The 17,093-nt window shown below is 68.1% G+C and carries 16 protein-coding genes; 2 read left to right on the top strand and 14 right to left on the bottom strand.

Features of this window, described 5'->3' with window-relative positions; all coding sequences use genetic code 11:
- Window positions 1-98 precede the first annotated feature (98 nt).
- Complete coding sequence (locus AZSP09_RS08660; protein WP_152089785.1) at window positions 99-593, bottom strand: hypothetical protein; 495 nt, start codon at window positions 591-593, stop codon at window positions 99-101.
- 116 nt (window positions 594-709) lie between these two features.
- Here AZSP09_RS08660 and AZSP09_RS08665 point away from each other — a divergent pair, with 116 nt between their 5' ends.
- Complete coding sequence (locus AZSP09_RS08665) at window positions 710-1,069, top strand: carboxymuconolactone decarboxylase family protein (RefSeq protein ID WP_014235241.1); 360 nt, start codon at window positions 710-712, stop codon at window positions 1,067-1,069.
- Window positions 1,070-1,111: 42 nt separating this feature from the next.
- On the opposite strand, the gene AZSP09_RS08670 is transcribed toward AZSP09_RS08665, so the two are convergent.
- The 10 genes from AZSP09_RS08670 to AZSP09_RS08715 form a co-directional block, all read right to left on the bottom strand.
- Window positions 1,112-2,755 carry a methyl-accepting chemotaxis protein gene (locus AZSP09_RS08670; protein ID WP_152089786.1) on the bottom strand — a complete coding sequence of 548 codons (1,644 nt, stop codon included), beginning with the start codon at window positions 2,753-2,755 and terminating at the stop codon, window positions 1,112-1,114.
- 153 nt (window positions 2,756-2,908) lie between these two features.
- Window positions 2,909-3,229 (bottom strand): Grx4 family monothiol glutaredoxin, encoded by a 321-nt coding sequence (gene grxD / locus AZSP09_RS08675; RefSeq protein ID WP_152089787.1) that lies wholly within the window; start codon window positions 3,227-3,229, stop codon window positions 2,909-2,911.
- Between the two features lie 31 nt (window positions 3,230-3,260).
- Window positions 3,261-4,106, bottom strand: coding sequence for a peptide chain release factor N(5)-glutamine methyltransferase (prmC, locus tag AZSP09_RS08680; protein WP_152089788.1), 846 nt, complete (start codon window positions 4,104-4,106; stop codon window positions 3,261-3,263).
- Between the two features lies 1 nt (window position 4,107).
- The gene (gene prfA, locus AZSP09_RS08685; RefSeq protein ID WP_130459146.1) at window positions 4,108-5,205 is read right to left on the bottom strand and encodes a peptide chain release factor 1; all 1,098 of its coding nucleotides are present in this window, start codon (window positions 5,203-5,205) and stop codon (window positions 4,108-4,110) included.
- Between the two features lie 61 nt (window positions 5,206-5,266).
- Entirely contained in the window at window positions 5,267-6,532 is a 1,266-nt protein-coding gene (gene hemA, locus AZSP09_RS08690; RefSeq protein ID WP_043798505.1) for a glutamyl-tRNA reductase, read from the bottom strand.
- Window positions 6,533-6,638: 106 nt separating this feature from the next.
- A complete protein-coding gene (dtd, locus tag AZSP09_RS08695) occupies window positions 6,639-7,109 on the bottom strand; it encodes a D-aminoacyl-tRNA deacylase (RefSeq protein ID WP_152089789.1) in 471 nt (156 codons plus the stop codon).
- Between the two features lie 4 nt (window positions 7,110-7,113).
- Window positions 7,114-7,770 (bottom strand): LutC/YkgG family protein, encoded by a 657-nt coding sequence (locus tag AZSP09_RS08700; RefSeq protein WP_130459148.1) that lies wholly within the window; start codon window positions 7,768-7,770, stop codon window positions 7,114-7,116.
- A 9-nt stretch (window positions 7,771-7,779) separates the two neighbouring features.
- Window positions 7,780-8,748 (bottom strand): D-2-hydroxyacid dehydrogenase, encoded by a 969-nt coding sequence (locus AZSP09_RS08705; RefSeq protein WP_152089790.1) that lies wholly within the window; start codon window positions 8,746-8,748, stop codon window positions 7,780-7,782.
- Window positions 8,749-8,752: 4 nt separating this feature from the next.
- A complete protein-coding gene (locus AZSP09_RS08710) occupies window positions 8,753-9,490 on the bottom strand; it encodes an aldehyde dehydrogenase family protein (protein WP_152089791.1) in 738 nt (245 codons plus the stop codon).
- A 108-nt stretch (window positions 9,491-9,598) separates the two neighbouring features.
- Window positions 9,599-11,038: a LutB/LldF family L-lactate oxidation iron-sulfur protein gene (locus AZSP09_RS08715; protein ID WP_152089792.1), complete on the bottom strand. Its 1,440-nt coding sequence runs from the start codon at window positions 11,036-11,038 to the stop codon at window positions 9,599-9,601.
- Between the two features lie 160 nt (window positions 11,039-11,198).
- Between AZSP09_RS08715 and AZSP09_RS08720 the strand changes: the two genes are divergently transcribed.
- Window positions 11,199-12,032, top strand: coding sequence for an IclR family transcriptional regulator (locus tag AZSP09_RS08720; RefSeq protein ID WP_442858682.1), 834 nt, complete (start codon window positions 11,199-11,201; stop codon window positions 12,030-12,032).
- 82 nt (window positions 12,033-12,114) lie between these two features.
- On the opposite strand, the gene pbpG is transcribed toward AZSP09_RS08720, so the two are convergent.
- The 3 genes from pbpG to AZSP09_RS08735 all read right to left on the bottom strand — a co-directional run bounded on the left by pbpG (window position 12,115) and on the right by AZSP09_RS08735 (window position 16,886).
- Window positions 12,115-13,134, bottom strand: coding sequence for a D-alanyl-D-alanine endopeptidase (gene pbpG, locus AZSP09_RS08725; protein WP_014235253.1), 1,020 nt, complete (start codon window positions 13,132-13,134; stop codon window positions 12,115-12,117).
- Between the two features lie 116 nt (window positions 13,135-13,250).
- Window positions 13,251-14,432, bottom strand: coding sequence for a patatin-like phospholipase family protein (locus AZSP09_RS08730; protein ID WP_152090867.1), 1,182 nt, complete (start codon window positions 14,430-14,432; stop codon window positions 13,251-13,253).
- Window positions 14,433-14,609: 177 nt separating this feature from the next.
- Window positions 14,610-16,886 carry an NADP-dependent malic enzyme gene (locus AZSP09_RS08735; RefSeq protein ID WP_014235255.1) on the bottom strand — a complete coding sequence of 759 codons (2,277 nt, stop codon included), beginning with the start codon at window positions 16,884-16,886 and terminating at the stop codon, window positions 14,610-14,612.
- Window positions 16,887-17,093 lie beyond the last annotated feature (207 nt).

A 17,093-nucleotide genomic window follows, 5' to 3' on the forward strand; every position in this document is an offset into this window, starting at 1 on the left:
CTTACCCAACCACCTCCAAATCACTCCGGGGACAGGGGCTGCCCAAGGCTGGTGCGGCGCCGCAGGCAGGCGCACCGGGATAGCCGCCCCGGCGGCCGTCAGCGGCTGCAATAGCTGGGCAGGCGCCAGGTGTCCTCGCGCACGGTCAGGGTACTGCGCACGATACCGGTGGTGCCGTCGAACAGCACGTTGAAGCGGGCCGGCATGGCCCACACGTCGCAGTAGCGCCATTCCCACACCAGCTCATTGCGCCACTCGAAGAACTGCACCCAGGTCGGCGGTCCGAAGCGGCTCAGGATTTCCTCCTTGCCGTCCTCCCCGGCCCGCACCTTGGCGAACTCTTCCTCCACCAGGGCATTGTGCAGGGAGCGCAGTTTGCCGTCCGGAGCGAAGACCAGCACCCGGGTGACGAAACCCAGGGGGGCGGTGGCATAGAGCAGGCGCTCGCCGCCGTCGGCCTCGGGGAAGCGCACGGTGGGCGCCCCCCAGGCGGCCACCACCTGATCGCGGGAGGTCTCGCCGGGGCGCAGGGGCTGGCCGCCGCAGGCAGCCAGCAGCAGGGGCAGCAGAAGGATGAGGAGGATTGGACGCATGAATCGAAGCATGAACCAGTCGGCCCGGCAGGGCAAGGTGACCCAGGTCACATACAGGGCGCCCGGCCCTGCCCATACTTGGAATATCAGAAAAACCTCATATATCAGGAGCAGCCATGAGCAAGTCCTTCACCACCATCACCGGCGACGTTTCCAAGGCTCTCGCCACCCTGCGCAAGGAAATCCCGGACACCATGCAGGGCTTCAACGCCATGGCCAAGGGCGCCCTCCAGGGCGGGGCCATCGACGAGCTGCACAAGGAGCTGATCGCCCTGGCCATCGGCGTCGCCAGTCGTTGCGACGCCTGTATCGGCTTCCACGTGAAGGCCCTGATCCGCCTCGGCGTGACCAAGGAACAGCTGATGGAAACCCTGGGCATCTGTGCCTACATGGGCGGCGGCCCCACCCTGATGTATGCCGCTGAGGCGGTACGGGCCTACGAGGAACTGACGGCCAAGCTGCAACCCGCCGCCTGAGCCTCCGGGGGCGCTTCCGGCCGCCTCGGACGGCACTCAGGCCTAGGCGGAGTGCGCTTCCAGGCGGAAGCGCCGCAAGGTCTGGTGCAGGGCCTGGGCCAGGGCTTCCAGGCGCCGCGCCGTATCGGCCGCTTCGTGGGTGGCGGCGCTGTTTTCCTCCACCATCTGGGCCACCTTTTCCACATTGGCGGAAATGTCGCCGCCGGCATGCTTCTGCTCCCGCAGGGCGTCGGCGATGGTATTGACCGCCGCCACCACTTCCTGGGAACTGCTGCGGATGGCCTGCATGGAGTCGCTGGCCTGCTCGGCCATGGCGACGCCCTGCTCGACCCGGGCCGTGGCCCCGCCCATGGCGTCCACCGCCTCCCGGGCGGCATCCTGGACGCCGGCGATCATGTCGCTGATTTCCGTGGTGGCCAGGGCGGTCCGTTCCGCCAGCTTGCGCACCTCGTCCGCCACCACGGCGAAGCCCCGCCCTGCCTCCCCGGCCCGGGCGGCCTCGATGGCCGCATTGAGGGCCAGCAGATTGGTCTGCTCGGCCACCATGCGGATCACCTGGACCACGCTGGAAATCTGCTCGGAGCGGCTGCCCATGGCCTCGATGGAGCGGGCCGCGCCGCCCACCGCCACCGCCACGGCCTGCATCTCCGCCACGGTGCGCAGAATGACGTCGTGGCCGTCGCCGGAAAGCTGGCCGGTGCTGTCGGAAATGGCATGGGTATGGCTGGCGCTGTCGCTGACCTGGGCGATGCTCACCGTCACCTGTTCCACCGCCGCCGCCATGGCAGCCGTGGCTTCGCTCTGGGTCGCCGAGCTCTGGGCCAGCTGCACCGAATTCACCGACAGGTCCCGCGCCGCCTCGGACACCTCCCCCGCATTGCCCTGGATCTCGCCCACCATGGCCCGCAGGCTGTTGCGCATGGTGGCCAGGGCGGCCATCAGGCTGTCGCCCCGGTCCTGGGGATGCAGGCGCAGGTCGGCGCTGAGGTCGCCCTCGGCCAGACGCTGCACCAGGGCCTTGGCCTCCTCGGGCTCGCCCCCCAGGGGCCGGGTGACGCTGCGGATGATCCACAACGCCAGGGCCGTGGCCAGGACGATGGCGGCCGCCAGGAAGACCAGCATCAGGTTGCGGGCCTGGGCGTAGACCTCCCGGGCCGTGACGGCGGATTCCTCGAACAGCTCGCCCTGGAAGGCAACGAAGGCATCTACGGCCTGCACGTAGGCTTCCAGCTGGGGCATGCCCTCGCTGGCGAAGAGGCGGCTGGCCTCTTCCCGCCGCCCGGCTTCCAGCAGTTCCAGGACCTTCGGATAGGTGCCGGCAAAGGCCAGGCGCTTGGTCTTCAGGTCGGCCACCAGCTGCTTGCCCTTGGGGCGGTAAAGCAGCTTTTCCAGGATATCCAGGCGCTGGTTCACCATGTCCCGGTAGCCGACGATCTTCTGTTTCTGCTCGACCAGGCGGGAGGTGTCGTGGAACAGGGAGAACATGGTGCGGGCCACATCGTTGGCAGCGTAGGCAATGTCCTTGGCCATCTCCACCTTCTGCCAGTCCTTGGCGGCCATTTTCTCCACCTGCTCGTTCACCCGGGCCAGGGCCTGCAGCGCCACCAGGACCGCGGCCGTCAGGATCAGGGAAAAGATCCCGAAGCCCAGGGCCAGCCGCCCTCCCACCGTCAGCTTGCGTGCCATGTTGTCCCCTCCTATTTTTGGAAGGGCCCATTTAGCACTTTGGAATAATACAAAAACATAACCCAGATCAATTCCGGGCACTAAAGGCGGCACCAATGAAAACGCCGCCCTCCTTGCGGAGCGCGGCGTTGCGGGGAACGGAGCGGAACAGGCTCAGGCCTGGGCCACGCCTTCCAGCATCTGCTGCAGTTCGCCGGCCTGGAACATCTCGCGCATGATGTCGCAGCCGCCGACGAATTCGCCCTTGATGTAAAGCTGGGGGATGGTCGGCCAGTTGGCGTAATCCTTGATGCCCTGGCGGATTTCCGGGTTCTCCAGCACGTTCACGCTGTAGAACTGGTTCACGCCGCAGGCCTTGAGAATCTGCACGGCGGTGGCGGAAAAGCCGCACTGGGGGAACTGGGGGGTGCCCTTCATGTACAGCACCACCGGATTGCCGGTCACCTGTTCCTTGATCACTTGTTTTGCATCCACGCTTCTAAACTCCAGTCGTTGAATCGGTTGGTTAATCTGTCAGCCTGCCGCCGCTGACCCGCTCGATGCCGGCCAGGTCGCGCCAGGAAGTGACCTCTTTGAACCCGCCGGCGCCGAGAAGTTCGCAGACTTTTTCCGCCTGGTCGTAGCCGTGTTCCAGCAGCAGCCAGCCACCGGGCACCAGGTGGGCGGGCGCCCCCTCGATGATGGCGCGCAGACAGGAAAGTCCGTCGCCGCCGTCGGTGAGGGCCCCGTTGGGCTCGAAGGGCAGGCCGTTCTGGGAGAGGTGCGGGTCCTGGGCCGCCACATAGGGCGGGTTGGAGACGATCAGTTCGAACTGTTCCCCCGCCAGGCCGGCGAACCAGTCACTGTGGCGGAACTCGACCCGGGCACCGAGACGCTCGGCATTCTCCCGGGCCACCGCCAGGGCGGCGGGGGACACATCCACCGCCGTCACCTTGGCCTCGGGCCACTCGCAGGCAATGCTGACGGCGATGGCGCCGCTGCCCGTGCCCAGGTCCGCCACCCGGGGCCAGGCCAGGGGCTTGAGGCGCTCCAGGGCCTGCAGCACCAGCAACTCGGTGTCGGGCCGGGGGATCAGCACGTCGGGAGTCACCTTGAAGCTGCGGCTGAAAAACTCCCGCTCGCCGGTGAGGTAGGCCAGGGGTTCGCCCCGCTCCCGGCGCATGACCAGGGCCATAAAGGCCTCGGAATCGGCGGCGGCCAGGGGCTCGTCGGGGCGGGTGAGGAATTCCACGTGGCTGATGCCCAGGCAATGCTGCAGCAGCAACCGCGCATCCAGAGGGGCGATGCGGCGCCGCACCTGATCCACCGCCTGGCGCCGGGTGAGGCCGGCGCTGCCGCTCGCGGCCGCCATCTCAGCCCTGTTCTTCGGCCAGGGCGGCCAGCTGTTCGGCCTGGTGTTCGGCCAGGAGGGCGCCGGTCAGTTCTTCCAGGTCCCCGTCCATGATCTGGTCGATCTTGTACAGGGTCAGGTTGATGCGGTGGTCGGTGATGCGCCCCTGGGGGAAGTTGTAGGTGCGGATGCGCTCGGAACGGTCGCCGGAGCCCACCAGGCTCTTGCGCGTGGCGGCCTCCTTGGCCTGCTGCTCGCGCACCTGCACGTCCTTGATGCGGGCCGCCAGCACCTTCAGGGCCGAGGCCTTGTTGGCGTGCTGGGAGCGGCCGTCCTGGCACTCGGCGACGATGCCGGTGGGCAGGTGGGTGACGCGCACGGCGGAGTCGGTCTTGTTGATGTGCTGGCCGCCGGCGCCGGAGGCCCGGTAGGTGTCGATGCGCAGGTCCGCCGGATTCAGCTCCACGTCGGCCACCTCGTCCACCTCGGGCATCACCGCCACGGTGCAGGCGGAGGTATGGATGCGGCCCTGGGTTTCGGTGGCCGGCACCCGCTGCACCCGGTGGCCGCCGGACTCGAACTTGAGCTTGGAATAGGCGCCGAGGCCGGCGCTATTGCCGGCAATGCGCACGATCACTTCCTTGTAGCCCCCCAGGTCCGACTCGTTGGCGGAAACCACTTCCACCTGCCAGCGCTGGCGCTCGGCGTAGCGGCTGTACATGCGGAAGAGGTCGGCGGCGAACAGGGCCGATTCGTCGCCGCCGGTGCCGGCGCGGATTTCCAGGAAGATGTTGCGCTCGTCGTTGGGGTCCCGCGGCAGCAGCAGCTTCTGCAGGTCCAGCTCCAGTTCCGGCAGGCGGGCCTTGGCGGCTTCCACTTCCTCTTCCGCCAGTTCCTTCATGTCCGGATCGGCCAACATTTCCTGGGCCGCGGCCAGATCGGCCTCGGCCTGGCGGAAGGCGCCATAGAGGCTCACCACCGGCTCCAGCTCGGCCCGCTCCTTGGACAGCTTGCGGAACTGGTCCATGTCCTTGGCCGCTTCCTCGCTGGAGAGCAGGGCATCCACCTCTTCGAGGCGGCGGGTCAGTTGGTCGAGCTTTTCGCGGATGCTGGGTTTCATGGGCAATCAGTAGGCGACAGCCACCCACGGCATGGGGACGGGCGCCGGGCGCCCGCGGGCCCTACTCGCCGTGATGCAGGTGGAAGAGACGGGTGATGAGGTGCTGCAGTTCGCCCCGCTCCTCCCCGGCCTGGCCGAGGACCTGGGTGGGGGCGTGCAGGAACTTGTTGGTGAGGCGCTGGGACAGGGCTTCCAGCACCTTTTCCGGATTCTCGCCCTTGGCCAGGAGCTTCAGGGCATGTTCCATCTCGTGGCGCCGCATGCGCTCGGCGGAGTCGCGCAGGGCGCGGATCACCGGCACGCTGTCCCGGGTGTCCAGCCAGTGCAGGAACTGGCCCACCTGGGTGGTGATGATGGATTCGGCCTCCACCACGGCGGCCTGGCGGGACTCCAGGCCCGCTTCCACCACCTGGGCCAGATCGTCCACGGTGTACAGGAAGACGTCGTCCAGTTCCCCCACCTCGGATTCGATGTCCCGGGGCACGGCCAGGTCCACCATGAATACGGGCTTGTGGCGGCGCGCCTTGACGGTGCGCTCCATCATGCCCAGGCCGATGATGGGCAGGGGGCTGGCGGTGCAGGAGACGACGATGTCGTACTGGGGCAGATGCTCGGCCAGGGCGTCGAGGCGGATGGCGGTGGTGGGGATGCCGTCCGCCGCCAGCCGGTCGGCCAGGGCCTGGCCCCGCTCCACGGTGCGGTTGGCGATGGTCACCTGCTTGGGCTTCTGGGCCGCGAAGTGGGTGGCGCACAGCTCGATCATTTCGCCGGCGCCGATGAAGAGGATGCGCTGGTCGGCCACGGATTCGAAGATGCGCTCGGCCAGATGCACGCCGGCGGCGGCCATGGAGACGATGTTGGCGCCGATGGCGGTGGTGCTGCGCACTTCCTTGGCCACGGCGAAGGAGCGCTGGAACAGCTTGTTGAGCATGGTGCCCAGGGTGCCCGCCTCTTCCGCCACCCGCACCGCATCCTTCATCTGCCCCAGGATCTGGGGTTCGCCGATGACCATGGAGTCCAGGCCGGAGGCGACGCGGAAGGCATGGCGCACGGCCTCGGGCTGGGGCAGGGTGTACAGGTAGGGCTGGATGGTGCTGCGGGGCAGGCGATGGTATTCGGCCAGCCAGTCGGCGGCGGCTTCCGGTGTCTCCGTGGCGCAGTACAGCTCGGTGCGGTTGCAGGTGGAGAGGATCGCCGCCTCCTTCACCGGCTTGGCCCGCACCAGCCCGGCCAGGGCCTCGCTCAGGGTTTCGGCGTGAAACGCCACCTGCTCGCGCACGGAGACGGGCGCCGAGTGATGGTTGATACCGAGAGTGAAAAGGGCCAGGGACATGGAGGGGGCTGAAGAAAATCTGGAGCGGATTATAACACCGGCCCCGGAGGGGGCTTTTCTGATGAACATCAAGAGCGGAGCCGATTCCCGCCTGTCATGCTCACTCCGGCTGGCGGCTGTCCAGCACCAGGGTCACGGGGCCGTCGTTGTCCAGGCTCACCGCCATGTCGGCGCCGAAGACGCCCGTGGCCACCGGCCGCCCCAGGCGCTCCTGCAGCAGGGCGACGAAACGGGCGAAGAGGGGCTCGGCCGCCTGGGGAGCCGCCGCCCGGCTCCAGGAGGGCCGGTTGCCCTTGCGCGTCGAGGCGAACAGGGTGAACTGGCTCACCGCCAGCACCTCGCCGCCCACCTCCTCCAGGCTGCGGTTCATGACGCCCTCGGCGTCGGCAAAGATGCGCAGGCGCAACAGCTTGCCCACCAGCCACTCCATGCCGGCGGCGGTGGCCTCCGGCTCGGCCGCGTCGGCCGTCTCGATACCCACCAGCAGCAGCAGGCCGGAACCTATCTGGCCCACCACCTGCCCCTCCACCCGCACCGCGGCCCGGCTCACCCGTTGCAGCACCACCCGCATGGGCTCAGGCGTCCTGCAGCAGGATCAGGTGCACCCGGTAGGGGCCGTGGGCGCCCAGCACCAGGGTCTGTTCGATGTCGCCGGTGCGGGATGGGCCGGAAACGAAATTGACGGCCCGGGGCGGCGCTCCCCGCTCGGCGCGCAGGCGGGCCCAGCCCTCCTCCATGCCCCACACCAGGCTGGAGGCAGGCACCAGGGCGACGTGGGTTTCCGGCAGCAGGCTGGTGACGCCATGGTTGTCCACTTCGCCCAGCAGCATCAGGGTGCCGGTTTCGGCGATGGCGCAGTAGCAGGTGGTGAGGCCCAGGCGGTCGTCGCCGCGGGCCGCGCCGATCCTGATCTCCAGGCCGGCTGCGGCCCAGTCCAGATGGGCCAGGGCGGGCCAGGCCACGCCCTGGCGCGGCAGATTCTGGGCCGCCAGGTAGCGGGCCAGGGCAGCCGGGGCGTCGGCCCAGCCGGAGACCACGTCCACCGTGCTGGCCAGGGCTTCGGCGCGGCGGCGGAACTCGCCCAGCAGATCGGCGCGCTCCGTCGGCCGGGGGCCCTGGCGCTGGCCGGGGCGGGCGGCCAGGACGGCGGCGACCCGCTGCTTGCGGGCTGCGGCCTCGTCGGCGCCGAGGCGCAGGCGCACGCGGTTGAGAATGTCGTTGCGGGCGGACATGGAAACTCCTTAGGCGACGCGGTTCGCCGCACCGGGAGTCATGGCTCCCCGGGCGAAGGCTTCAAGGTTGTCGATCAGCTGGTCGGCCAGGGCCTGCATGGCCGGGGCACTGGCCCAGGCCACGTGGGGCGTCAGCAGGAAATTGGGGGCAGCCAGCAGGTCCGGGGACAGCAGAGGATGGTCGTCCGTCGGCGGTTCCGCGGTGAGCACGTCGAAACCGGCGCCGGCGATCCAGCCCTGCCGCAGGGCCCGGGCCAGGGCGGCCTCGTCCACCAGGCCGCCGCGGGCGGTGTTGATGAGCAGGGCCGAGGGCTTCATCGCCTGGAGTTCCGCCGCCCCGATCAGGTGGCGGGTCTCGGCCGTCAGCGGGCAGTGCAGGCTGAGGGCGTCGGCTTCGGCCAGCACGGTCGCGAACGCGGTGTAACCGGGACGTACCATGGCAGCCCCCTTGCGTTCGGCCTGCAGCACCTTCATGCCGAAGGCCTGGGCCAGACGCACCACGCCCTGGCCCAGGCTGCCACCGCCGACCACCCCCAGGGTGGCGCCGTGCAGGTCCCGGATGGGATGGTCGAAAAAGCAGAACTGTTCGGCACGCTGCCAGCGCCCCTCGGCCACGCTCTGGCGGTAGGCCAGGAGGTTGCGGGAGAGGGCCAGGAGCAGGGAAAAGACGTGCTCGGGCACGGTGTGCACCGCATAGCCCTGGATGTTGCTGACGACGATGCCCTGGCGCCGGGCCGCCTCCAGATCCACATTGTTGGTGCCGGTGGCGGCCACAGCCACCATTTTCAGCTGGGGCAGCCGGGCCATCAGGGCGCCGCTGATGGGCAGCTTGTTGACGATGGCGATGCTGGCCCCGGCCAGGCGCTCTTCCAGCTGCGCCGCCGTGGTGCGGGCGTACTCGGTCCACTCGTGGGCGAAGGCGGGGCGCCGCACCTCAGCGCGGATGGATTCCCGCTCCAGATAGACGATGCGATGCATGGGCTCAGTCCTGCAGGGCGGCCTGCAGGGTGCCGGTGACAGCGGCCGGTGCCAGGGCCACCAGGGCGCGGGCGCCGATCAGGGACTGGATTTTCTCCGCCAGCTCGGCGGCGCCGGCAAAGGCCAGCAGGTCCACACCCGGATGCTCGGCCAGGGCCTTGAGCACCGCCTCGTCGCCCTGGACCAGGTTGCAGGCGCCATCGGGCACGCCGGCCCGGGTGAACAGCTCGGCCAGGGCCAGGGCACAGGACGGGGCCAGGGGACTGGGCTTGAGCACCACCACGGCGCCGGCGGCCAGGGCCGAGGCGGCCAGGGCGGCGGGGGCCAACAGGGGCGCCACGTTGTCGCTGAGGCCGGCCACCAGGCGGGGCTGGCCGTGGGGCGCCGGCATCTGGCGCAGGCAGGCGATGGTGGCGGCCACTTCGGCCTGGGCCACGCCCTGGTCGCAGCCGGTCTCTTCCACCAGCAGCTTGGCGAAATGGCCGGCGTAGCGGTCCAGGCTGTCGGCCACGCTCTTGAGGCAGCCGCGGCGGGTTTCCACGTCGGCGGCGGACCAGGTGGGCAGGGCCAGGCGGGCGTTGTCCACCGCCGTCGCCACCTCGTCGGCGCCGCACAGGGGCACCTTGCGCAGCACTTCGCCGGCGGCGTTCTGGATGTCGCGGAACACGGGAGCCATGGTCAGGTAGGCGCGGCCGCCGATCCACAGGGGCAGGGCCGGGGCTTCGTTGGGGGTGAGCATCATGGTGGCTGTCCTCAATAATTTGAAAATTCGTCTGGCCCCGGAGCGTAGGCGGGATCGGCGGCCAATACCTTGATCCGCTTCAATCCTGGACGGCGCCGGGTGTTCGGCTCAATCCTGCGGGCGGCGGGCGGCGTACAGCTCGCGGAAGGTCTTGCCCTGGGGCGCCGGGAAATCCCGTCCCCGGCTCCATTCGGGCACGCCGGGCAGGGTGCGGATGGAGGCCTTGCCGCCGGCCAGCAGTTTCAGGGCCCGGGCGCCGAGGCCGGCGGCCAGGGCGTACAGGCGCGGCCGGGCGGCGAAGAAGCCCCAGGTGCGCAGGGCCCAGCGTTCCTGCCAGGGGCGCAGTTCCGTTTCCATCTGCTTTTCCCGCAGCTTGCGCAGCAGTTCGGGCAGGGGAATCTTCACCGGGCAGACGATGCTGCACTGGCCGCACAGGGTGGCTGCCTGGGGCAGGTCCGGCGCCTGTTCCAGGCCGGTGTAGAGAGGAGTCAGGACCGAGCCCATGGGGCCCGGATAGACCCAGCCGTAGGCGTGGCCGCCGATGCTCTGGTACACCGGACAGTGGTTCATGCAGGCGCCGCAGCGGATGCAGCGCAGCATCTCCTGGAAATCGCCGCCCACCAGGCCGGCGCGGCCGTTGTCCATGAGCACGAAGTACATGTGCTCGGGACCCTCCACCGCGCCCTCGGCCCGGGGGCCGGTGAGCAGGGAGACATAGTTGGAGATGGTCTGGCCGGTGGCGGAGCGGGTCAGCAGGCGCAGCAGGGCGGAGAGGTCTTCCAGGGTGGGAATGACCTTTTCGATGCCCACCACCGCCACATGGACCCGGGGCAGGGTCGTCACCATGCGGCCGTTGCCCTCGTTGGTGACCAGGGCCACGGAACCGGTTTCGGCCACCAGGAAATTACCGCCGGTGATACCCATGTCGGCGGAAAGGAAGTGTTCCCGCAGGGCCACCCGGGCTTCCCGGGTCAGGGCCGGGATGTCGATCTGGCCTTCGGGCGTCACCGGGCGGCCGTGGCAACGGGCGAACAGTTCGTCCACCTCTTCCTTGTTCTTGTGGATGGCCGGCGCCAGGATGTGGGAGGGCGGTTCCTTGGCCAGCTGCAGGATGTACTCGCCCAGGTCCGTTTCCACCGACTGCACCCCGGCGGCCTCCAGGCCCTCGTTGAGGCCGGCCTCCTCGGACAGCATGGACTTGGACTTGATGACCTTCTTCACCCCGTGGCGCTTGGCGATGTCCACGATCAGCTGCTGCGCCTCCCGGCCGTCCCGGGCCCACAGCACGGTGGCGCCGGTGGCGGTGGCCTTGGCCTCGAAGGCCTCGAGCCAGGCATCCAGGTCCGTCAGGGCCGTATCCCGGATCTCGGCGCCGATGCCGCGCAGGGTTTCGAAGTCGCCGGCCTGGCCGACGCTGTCGAATTCGGCCACCACCCGGGCTCGGCCGCCGACGAAGAGTTGCTTGGCGCCGCCCAGCTTGGACTGGAGGGCCGGATCGGCCAGGCGCTCAGCCGCCCGGGCGCGAAATTGGAGGGACTTAACTTCCACGAGAAGAGCCTTATGCAGGGAAGGGCAAGAAAAAAGTCAAAAATATATTGCGACGCACAATTCCATAATGCGAAAATTGCCCGTCACGGCTGCGAAAGCTGAATTATAGTGCTCCCGGGAACAAACCCAGGGATGCGATAAAGAAAGCGACCGAGAGAACATGGCAGAGAGTGCAAGCAGTGCAGGCAAGGCCAGCCCCCGGGCTGCCGCCAAGACGGCCGGCGAGAAGCCGGAAAGCCGCAGTTCCATCCAGGTGATCGAGCGCATGATGTCCCTGCTCGACGCCCTGTCCGCCCAGCCGGACCCGGCCAGCCTGAAGCAGCTGGCCCAGGCCACCCAGCTCCATCCCTCCACCGCCCACCGCATCCTGGCGGCCATGACCCACGCCCGCTTCGTCGAGCGCCACGACCAGGGCACCTACCGCCTCGGCATCCGCCTGCTGGAGCTGGGCAACCTGGTCAAGTCCCGCATCAACCTGCGGGAAGTGGCCCTGCCCTTCATGCAGACCCTGCACGAAACCATCGGCGAGGCCATCAACCTGGGCGTGCGCCGGGACGACGAGATCGTCTATATCGAACGCACCTCCAGTGGCCGCTCCCTGGTGCGGGTGGTGTACCTGGTGGGCGGCAGCGCCCCCCTGCACCTGACCTCCGTCGGCAAGCTGTTCCTGGCCGAGGCCGGTGCCCAGGAGGTGAAGGAATACGCCAAGCGCACCGGCCTGCCCGGCAAGACACCCCATTCCCTGACCACCATGGCCGCCCTGGAAAAGGAACTGGACAAGATCCGCCGCCACGGCATCGCCTTCGACAACGAGGAAGCGGAAATCGGCCTGAAGTGCGTCGCCGCCCCCATCCACGACGACGAGGGCCATCTGGTGGCCTGCCTCTCCGTCTCCGCCCCCACCGACCGCCACAATCTGGACTGGGTGGACCAGGTGCGGCGCACCGCCGACGAAATCTCCCAGGCCCTGGGCTACAGCAAACCGCGCAAATAGGCGGGTGGCGGGCGACAGCGCCCGGCCCCGGCAAAAGAAAAAGGCCGCGCAATGCGCGGCCTTTTTGCTGGGTGCCGAAAACTCAGGCGCGGCTGGTGCGGCGACCGAGGGAGGCGCTTTCCATCCAGCGCTTGATGCGGTTGGCGTCGCCGATGCGGGTCATCTTGCCGGCGGAATCCAGCAGCACGATGACCACCGGGCGCTCGGCCACCCGGGCCTGCATCACCAGGCACTTGCCCGCTTCCTGGATGTAGCCGGTCTTGGACAGGCCGATATCCCAGGTGGTGCTCTTCACCAGGGCGTTGGTGTTGTGGTACTCCAGCAGGCGGCCATTGGTTTCCACCATGGCGCCGGAGGTGGTGGAGAACTCCCGGATCAGGGGGTAGGTATGGGCCGCAGCCACCATCTTGGCCAGATCGTTGGCGGTGGACACGTTGTTGCTGGTGAGGCCGGTGGGATCCTGGAAGTGGGTGTCCATCATGCCCAGGGAGCGGGCCTTGCGGTTCATGGCTTCGACGAAGGCATGCAGGCCGCCGGGATAATGCCGCGCCAGGGTGTGGGCGGCCCGGTTCTCGGAGGACATGAGGGCCAGCAGCAGGGCGTGTTCCCGGGTCAGCACGGTGCCGACGGAAAGGCGGGAGCGGCTGCCCTTGAGGGTGTCGATGTCCTCTTCGCCGATGGTCACCGGAGCCGACAGGTTGGGCTGGGAATCCAGCACCACCATGGCGGTCATCAGCTTGGTGATGGAAGCGATGGGCACCACGGCGGAGGCGTTCTTCTGGTAGATCACTTCGCCGTTGCCCTGGTCCAGAACCAGGGCGGCGCTGGACTGGACGGCCAGGCGCTGGGCTTCGCCGAAGTCGGCGGGAACGGCGGAAGCACGGCGCACATTGGAGTTGCGCACGTTCTGGGAAATCACTTTGGGCTTGCTGGCGGTGGCCGGCTTGCTCGTCGAGGCCTTGACCGGCTTGGCGGCCTTGGCGGCGGGGGCGGATTTTGAAGTCTTGCGTGCCTTGGACTGGGAGGCTTCGGCGGCCGGCGGAACGGCCACGGCAACAGCTGCCAGACCCAGCAGCAATGCGGGAATGAACGTCTTCCGCATTTATTTCTCCTGCGAGGTGTCGGGTTACAGGGATTTTACGTCAGTTTAATCAGAGTTCTTAATACTTCAAGAAAAATAATGAGATGGCGTAGTTTCCTTAAGCAATTCAACAGGTTTCAACCCAGGTCAAGGAAGGCCCGCACCTCGTCGCCCCGGGCCAGGGTGTCCCGGTAGCCCAGATCCATCAGGGCCTGGGTGTAATCGGCCTGAAACAGGAGGTAGCTGGTGAGGGCGCCGCCATTGCGGCGCAGGGCGCCGATGCCGGAAAGCAGGGTCTTCACCGGCCAGGGCAGGCTGCGGGCGTGGCGCGCCGCCAGGTGGTCGAGCCGCTCCGAGGGCGACAGCACCAGGGTCTGGATCGGCCGCAGGGCCAGGCCCGAGGCCTGCCGCACTTCCGGCGGGATGACCGAGAGGGTGCGGTTGATGCGGGTCAGGCGCTCGATATCCACCGCCAGGCCGTCGAGGAAAATGGAGGACAGGGCGTGGCCCGCTACCTGGGCCAGGGACGGGTAGCCTTCGCCGCCGCCCCGGGCCTGGCGCTCCTGGCCCAGGCGGCCGGCGGCCACTACCAGGATGCGCTCGGCCCCCAGGTGGATGGCCGGAGCGATGGGTGCCAGCTGGCGCATGGAGCCGTCGCCGAACCACTCCCGGTTGAGCTTCACCGCCGGGAAGATGAAGGGAATGGCGCAGGAGGCCATCAGGTGCTCCACCGTCAGGCGGGCCCGGGCGCCGACCCGCTGGGCCCGCTCCCAGGGGTCGATGTGAGCCAGGCCCTGGTAGAAGCTGACGCTCTGCCCGGAGTTGTAGCCGGAGGCGGTGATGCACAGGGCCTGCAGGGCGCCGCTGCCCACCGCCCGGTCGATGCCGTGGAAATCCAGCTCCCCGGCCAGCAGTTCGCGCAGGGGGCCGTTGTCGAGCAGGGAGCGGGGATTGCGCCGCAGCAGCCAGCCGAAGGCCAGGGCCGAGAGCCAGCGGGCACCGGCGATGCCGACGCCGAGGGCGTCGCCGCGATAGACCCGGCTGACCTCCATGGCCTCCCACACCCCCACCAGGCGCTGCACGGCGCCGCGGAAGTTTTCCGCACCGCAGGCCAGGCCGGCGGCATTGATGGCGCCGGCGGAAGTGCCGCAGATGATGGGGAAGGGATTGCGCCGGGCATCGGGCAGCAGTTCGGCGATGGCCCGCAGCACCCCGGCCTGATAGGCGGCCCGGGCGCCGCCGCCGGACAAGACGAGGGCGGTGGCACCGGCACTGCCGGGAGGCAGGGAGGACGGGGAGTTTGAAGGGGAGTCAGCCATCATCCCAGTGTAAGGCGGGCCCCGGGCAGGATCACGTTGCAATGCAGCAGGGACGGGCCTCGCCGCCATGGCCGGCCCAGGCATGGCGCCCCGCCTGGGCCGGCGGGCAGACGTAAAAACGCCCCGGCGCCGGAGCGTCGGGGCGTTTGGGGCCGGCAGCCGGGGCCAAAGCCCGGATCAGCGCTCGGTGCCCGCATCCACCACCGTCAGGGCCGTCATGTTAACAATGCGGCGCACCGTGGCGGTGGGGGTCAGGATATGCACCGGCCGGGCGGTGCCGATGAGGATGGGACCCACGGTGAGGTTGTCGCCGGCAGCCGTCTTCAACAGGTTGAAGGAGATGTTGGCGGCATCCAGGGTGGGCATCACCAGCAGGTTGGCCTGGCCCTTGAGGCGGGAGTTGGGGAAGCCCTGCAGGCGGATCTGCTCGTCCAGGGCGGCATCGCCGTGCATTTCGCCTTCGGCCTCCAGTTCCGGCGCCTGCTCGGCCAGCAGTTCCAGCACCTTGCGCATCTTCAGGGAGGTGGGGGTGTCCTCGGTACCGAAGGTGGAATGGGAGAGCAGGGCCACCTTGGGCGTAATGCCGAAGCGGCGGATTTCGTCCGCTGCCAGCAGGGTCATCTCGGCCAGCTGCTCGGCGCTGGGGTCGTAGTTCACATAGGTGTCGCCGATGAACACGGTGCGGCCCGGCAGCATCAGCAGGTTGAGGGTGTAGTAGCTGCTGGAGCGGTCGTTGGTGCCGATGACGTGCTTCACATAGAAGCGGTGCAACTGGTGCCGGCCGAAGGTGCCGCAGATGAGGCCGTCGGCCATGCCCAGGCGCACCGCCAGGGAACCGCACAGGGTGTGGCGGCGGCGCACTTCGCGCTTGGCGTAGTCGAGGGAGACGCCGCGGCGCTCCATCAGGCGGTGGTATTCCTGCCAGAACTCGTCGTAGCGGGGGTTGTTGTCCGGGTCCAGGATGTCGAAGTCCAGGCTCTCGCGGATACGCAGGCCGGCGGCTTCCACCTTGGCATTGATCACCGCCGGGCGGCCGATGAGGATGGGCCGGGCGATGCGCTCTTCCACCACCACCTGCACGGCGCGCAGCACCCGCTCGTCCTCGCCTTCGGCGTAGATGATGCGCTTGGGCGCCGCCTTGGCTTGGGCGAACACCGGCTTCATGATGAGGCCGGAGTGGTACACGAACTCGTTGAGGCTCTGCAGGTAGGCGGGCCAGTCGGTGATGGGCCGGGTGGCGACGCCCGAATCCATGGCGGCCCGGGCCACGGCCGGGGCGATCTTGACGATGAGGCGGGGATCGAAGGGCTTGGGAATCAGGTACTCGGGGCCGAAGCCGGAGACCTTCTCGCCGTAGGCGGCAGCAACGATCTCGCTCTGCTCGGCCCGGGCCAGTTCGGCGATGGCCTTCACCGCCGCCAGCTTCATCTCTTCCGTAATGGTGGTGGCGCCCACGTCCAGGGCGCCGCGGAAGATGAAGGGGAAGCAGAGGACGTTGTTCACCTGGTTGGGATAGTCGGAACGGCCGGTGGCGATGATGGCGTCGTCCCGCACTTCCTTCACCAGGTCCGGCAGGATTTCCGGCGTGGGATTGGCCAGGGCCAGGATCAGGGGATTCTTGGCCATCTTGGCCACCATGTCCTGCTTCAGCACGCCGCCGGCGGAGAGGCCGAGGAAGACGTCGGCGCCCTCGATGACCTCGCCCAGGGTGCGGGCATCGGTCTTCTTGGCATAGCGGGCCTTGATCTCGTCCATCTCCTCGACGCGGCCTTCATAGACCACGCCCTTGATGTCGGTGACCCAGATGTTCTCCACCGGCACCCCCAGCATCACCAGCAGGTCGAGACAGGCCAGGGCGGCAGCGCCGGCACCGGAGGTGACCAGCTTGATCTGCTTCAGGTCCTTGCCCAGATAGGTGAGGCCGTTGAGGATGGCGGCGCCGACCACGATGGCGGTGCCGTGCTGGTCGTCGTGGAAGACGGGAATCTTCATCCGTTCCCGCAGCTTCTTCTCAATATAGAAGCACTCGGGGGCCTTGATGTCTTCCAGGTTGATGCCGCCGAAGGTGGGCTCCAGGGAGGCGATGGTCTCGATCAGCATGTCCGGGTCGCGCTGCTCGATTTCCAGGTCGAAGACGTCGATGTTGGCGAATTTCTTGAACAGCACGCCCTTGCCTTCCATCACCGGCTTGGCGGCCAGGGGGCCGATGTTGCCCAGGCCCAGCACGGCGGTGCCGTTGGTGATGACGCCCACCAGGTTGGCCCGGGCGGTGACGGTGGAGACTTCGGCCGGATTGGCGACGATCTCTTCGCAGGCGGCGGCCACCCCGGGGGAGTAGGCCATGGAAAGGTCGTACTGGTTGGTCAGCTGTTTGGTGGGCTGGACCGAGATCTTCCCCGGCTTGGGATGGCGATGGTAGTAGAGGGCGGCTTCGCGCAGCTGCTTGTTGTCCATGGTTCTATCCACTATGCAAAAAGTCGTTTCACGATATGAAAGAATATATCAGGGTAATCCCCCATAGTCGAGTTTCTATTGGACTGATCCTGTGGCATAATCCCGCGCTTTCCTGAATCCCGCCGATTCGTTCACTGTAGTCAAGGGCTCACCGCGCCACAACCAAGCCGAGCATGCTTTTCACGGCAAACCTCCGCAGGCAGGCCA

The organism is Azospira sp. I09 (assembly GCF_009177135.1).
Lineage (GTDB): Bacteria > Pseudomonadota > Gammaproteobacteria > Burkholderiales > Rhodocyclaceae > Azospira > Azospira oryzae.

Coding starts and splice junctions, on each gene's coding strand:
- AZSP09_RS08660 (WP_152089785.1), bottom strand. CDS start 593: ATGCGTCCAATCCTCCTCATCCTTCTGCTGCCCCTGCTGCTGGCTGCC.
- AZSP09_RS08665 (WP_014235241.1), top strand. CDS start 710: ATGAGCAAGTCCTTCACCACCATCACCGGCGACGTTTCCAAGGCTCTC.
- AZSP09_RS08670 (WP_152089786.1), bottom strand. CDS start 2,755: ATGGCACGCAAGCTGACGGTGGGAGGGCGGCTGGCCCTGGGCTTCGGG.
- prmC (WP_152089788.1), bottom strand. CDS start 4,106: ATGGCGGCCGCGAGCGGCAGCGCCGGCCTCACCCGGCGCCAGGCGGTG.
- prfA (WP_130459146.1), bottom strand. CDS start 5,205: ATGAAACCCAGCATCCGCGAAAAGCTCGACCAACTGACCCGCCGCCTC.
- dtd (WP_152089789.1), bottom strand. CDS start 7,109: ATGCGGGTGGTGCTGCAACGGGTGAGCCGGGCCGCGGTGCGGGTGGAG.
- AZSP09_RS08700 (WP_130459148.1), bottom strand. CDS start 7,770: ATGTCCGCCCGCAACGACATTCTCAACCGCGTGCGCCTGCGCCTCGGC.
- AZSP09_RS08705 (WP_152089790.1), bottom strand. CDS start 8,748: ATGCATCGCATCGTCTATCTGGAGCGGGAATCCATCCGCGCTGAGGTG.
- AZSP09_RS08710 (WP_152089791.1), bottom strand. CDS start 9,490: ATGATGCTCACCCCCAACGAAGCCCCGGCCCTGCCCCTGTGGATCGGC.
- AZSP09_RS08720 (WP_442858682.1), top strand. CDS start 11,199: ATGGCAGAGAGTGCAAGCAGTGCAGGCAAGGCCAGCCCCCGGGCTGCC.
- pbpG (WP_014235253.1), bottom strand. CDS start 13,134: ATGCGGAAGACGTTCATTCCCGCATTGCTGCTGGGTCTGGCAGCTGTT.
- AZSP09_RS08730 (WP_152090867.1), bottom strand. CDS start 14,432: ATGGCTGACTCCCCTTCAAACTCCCCGTCCTCCCTGCCTCCCGGCAGT.
- AZSP09_RS08735 (WP_014235255.1), bottom strand. CDS start 16,886: ATGGACAACAAGCAGCTGCGCGAAGCCGCCCTCTACTACCATCGCCAT.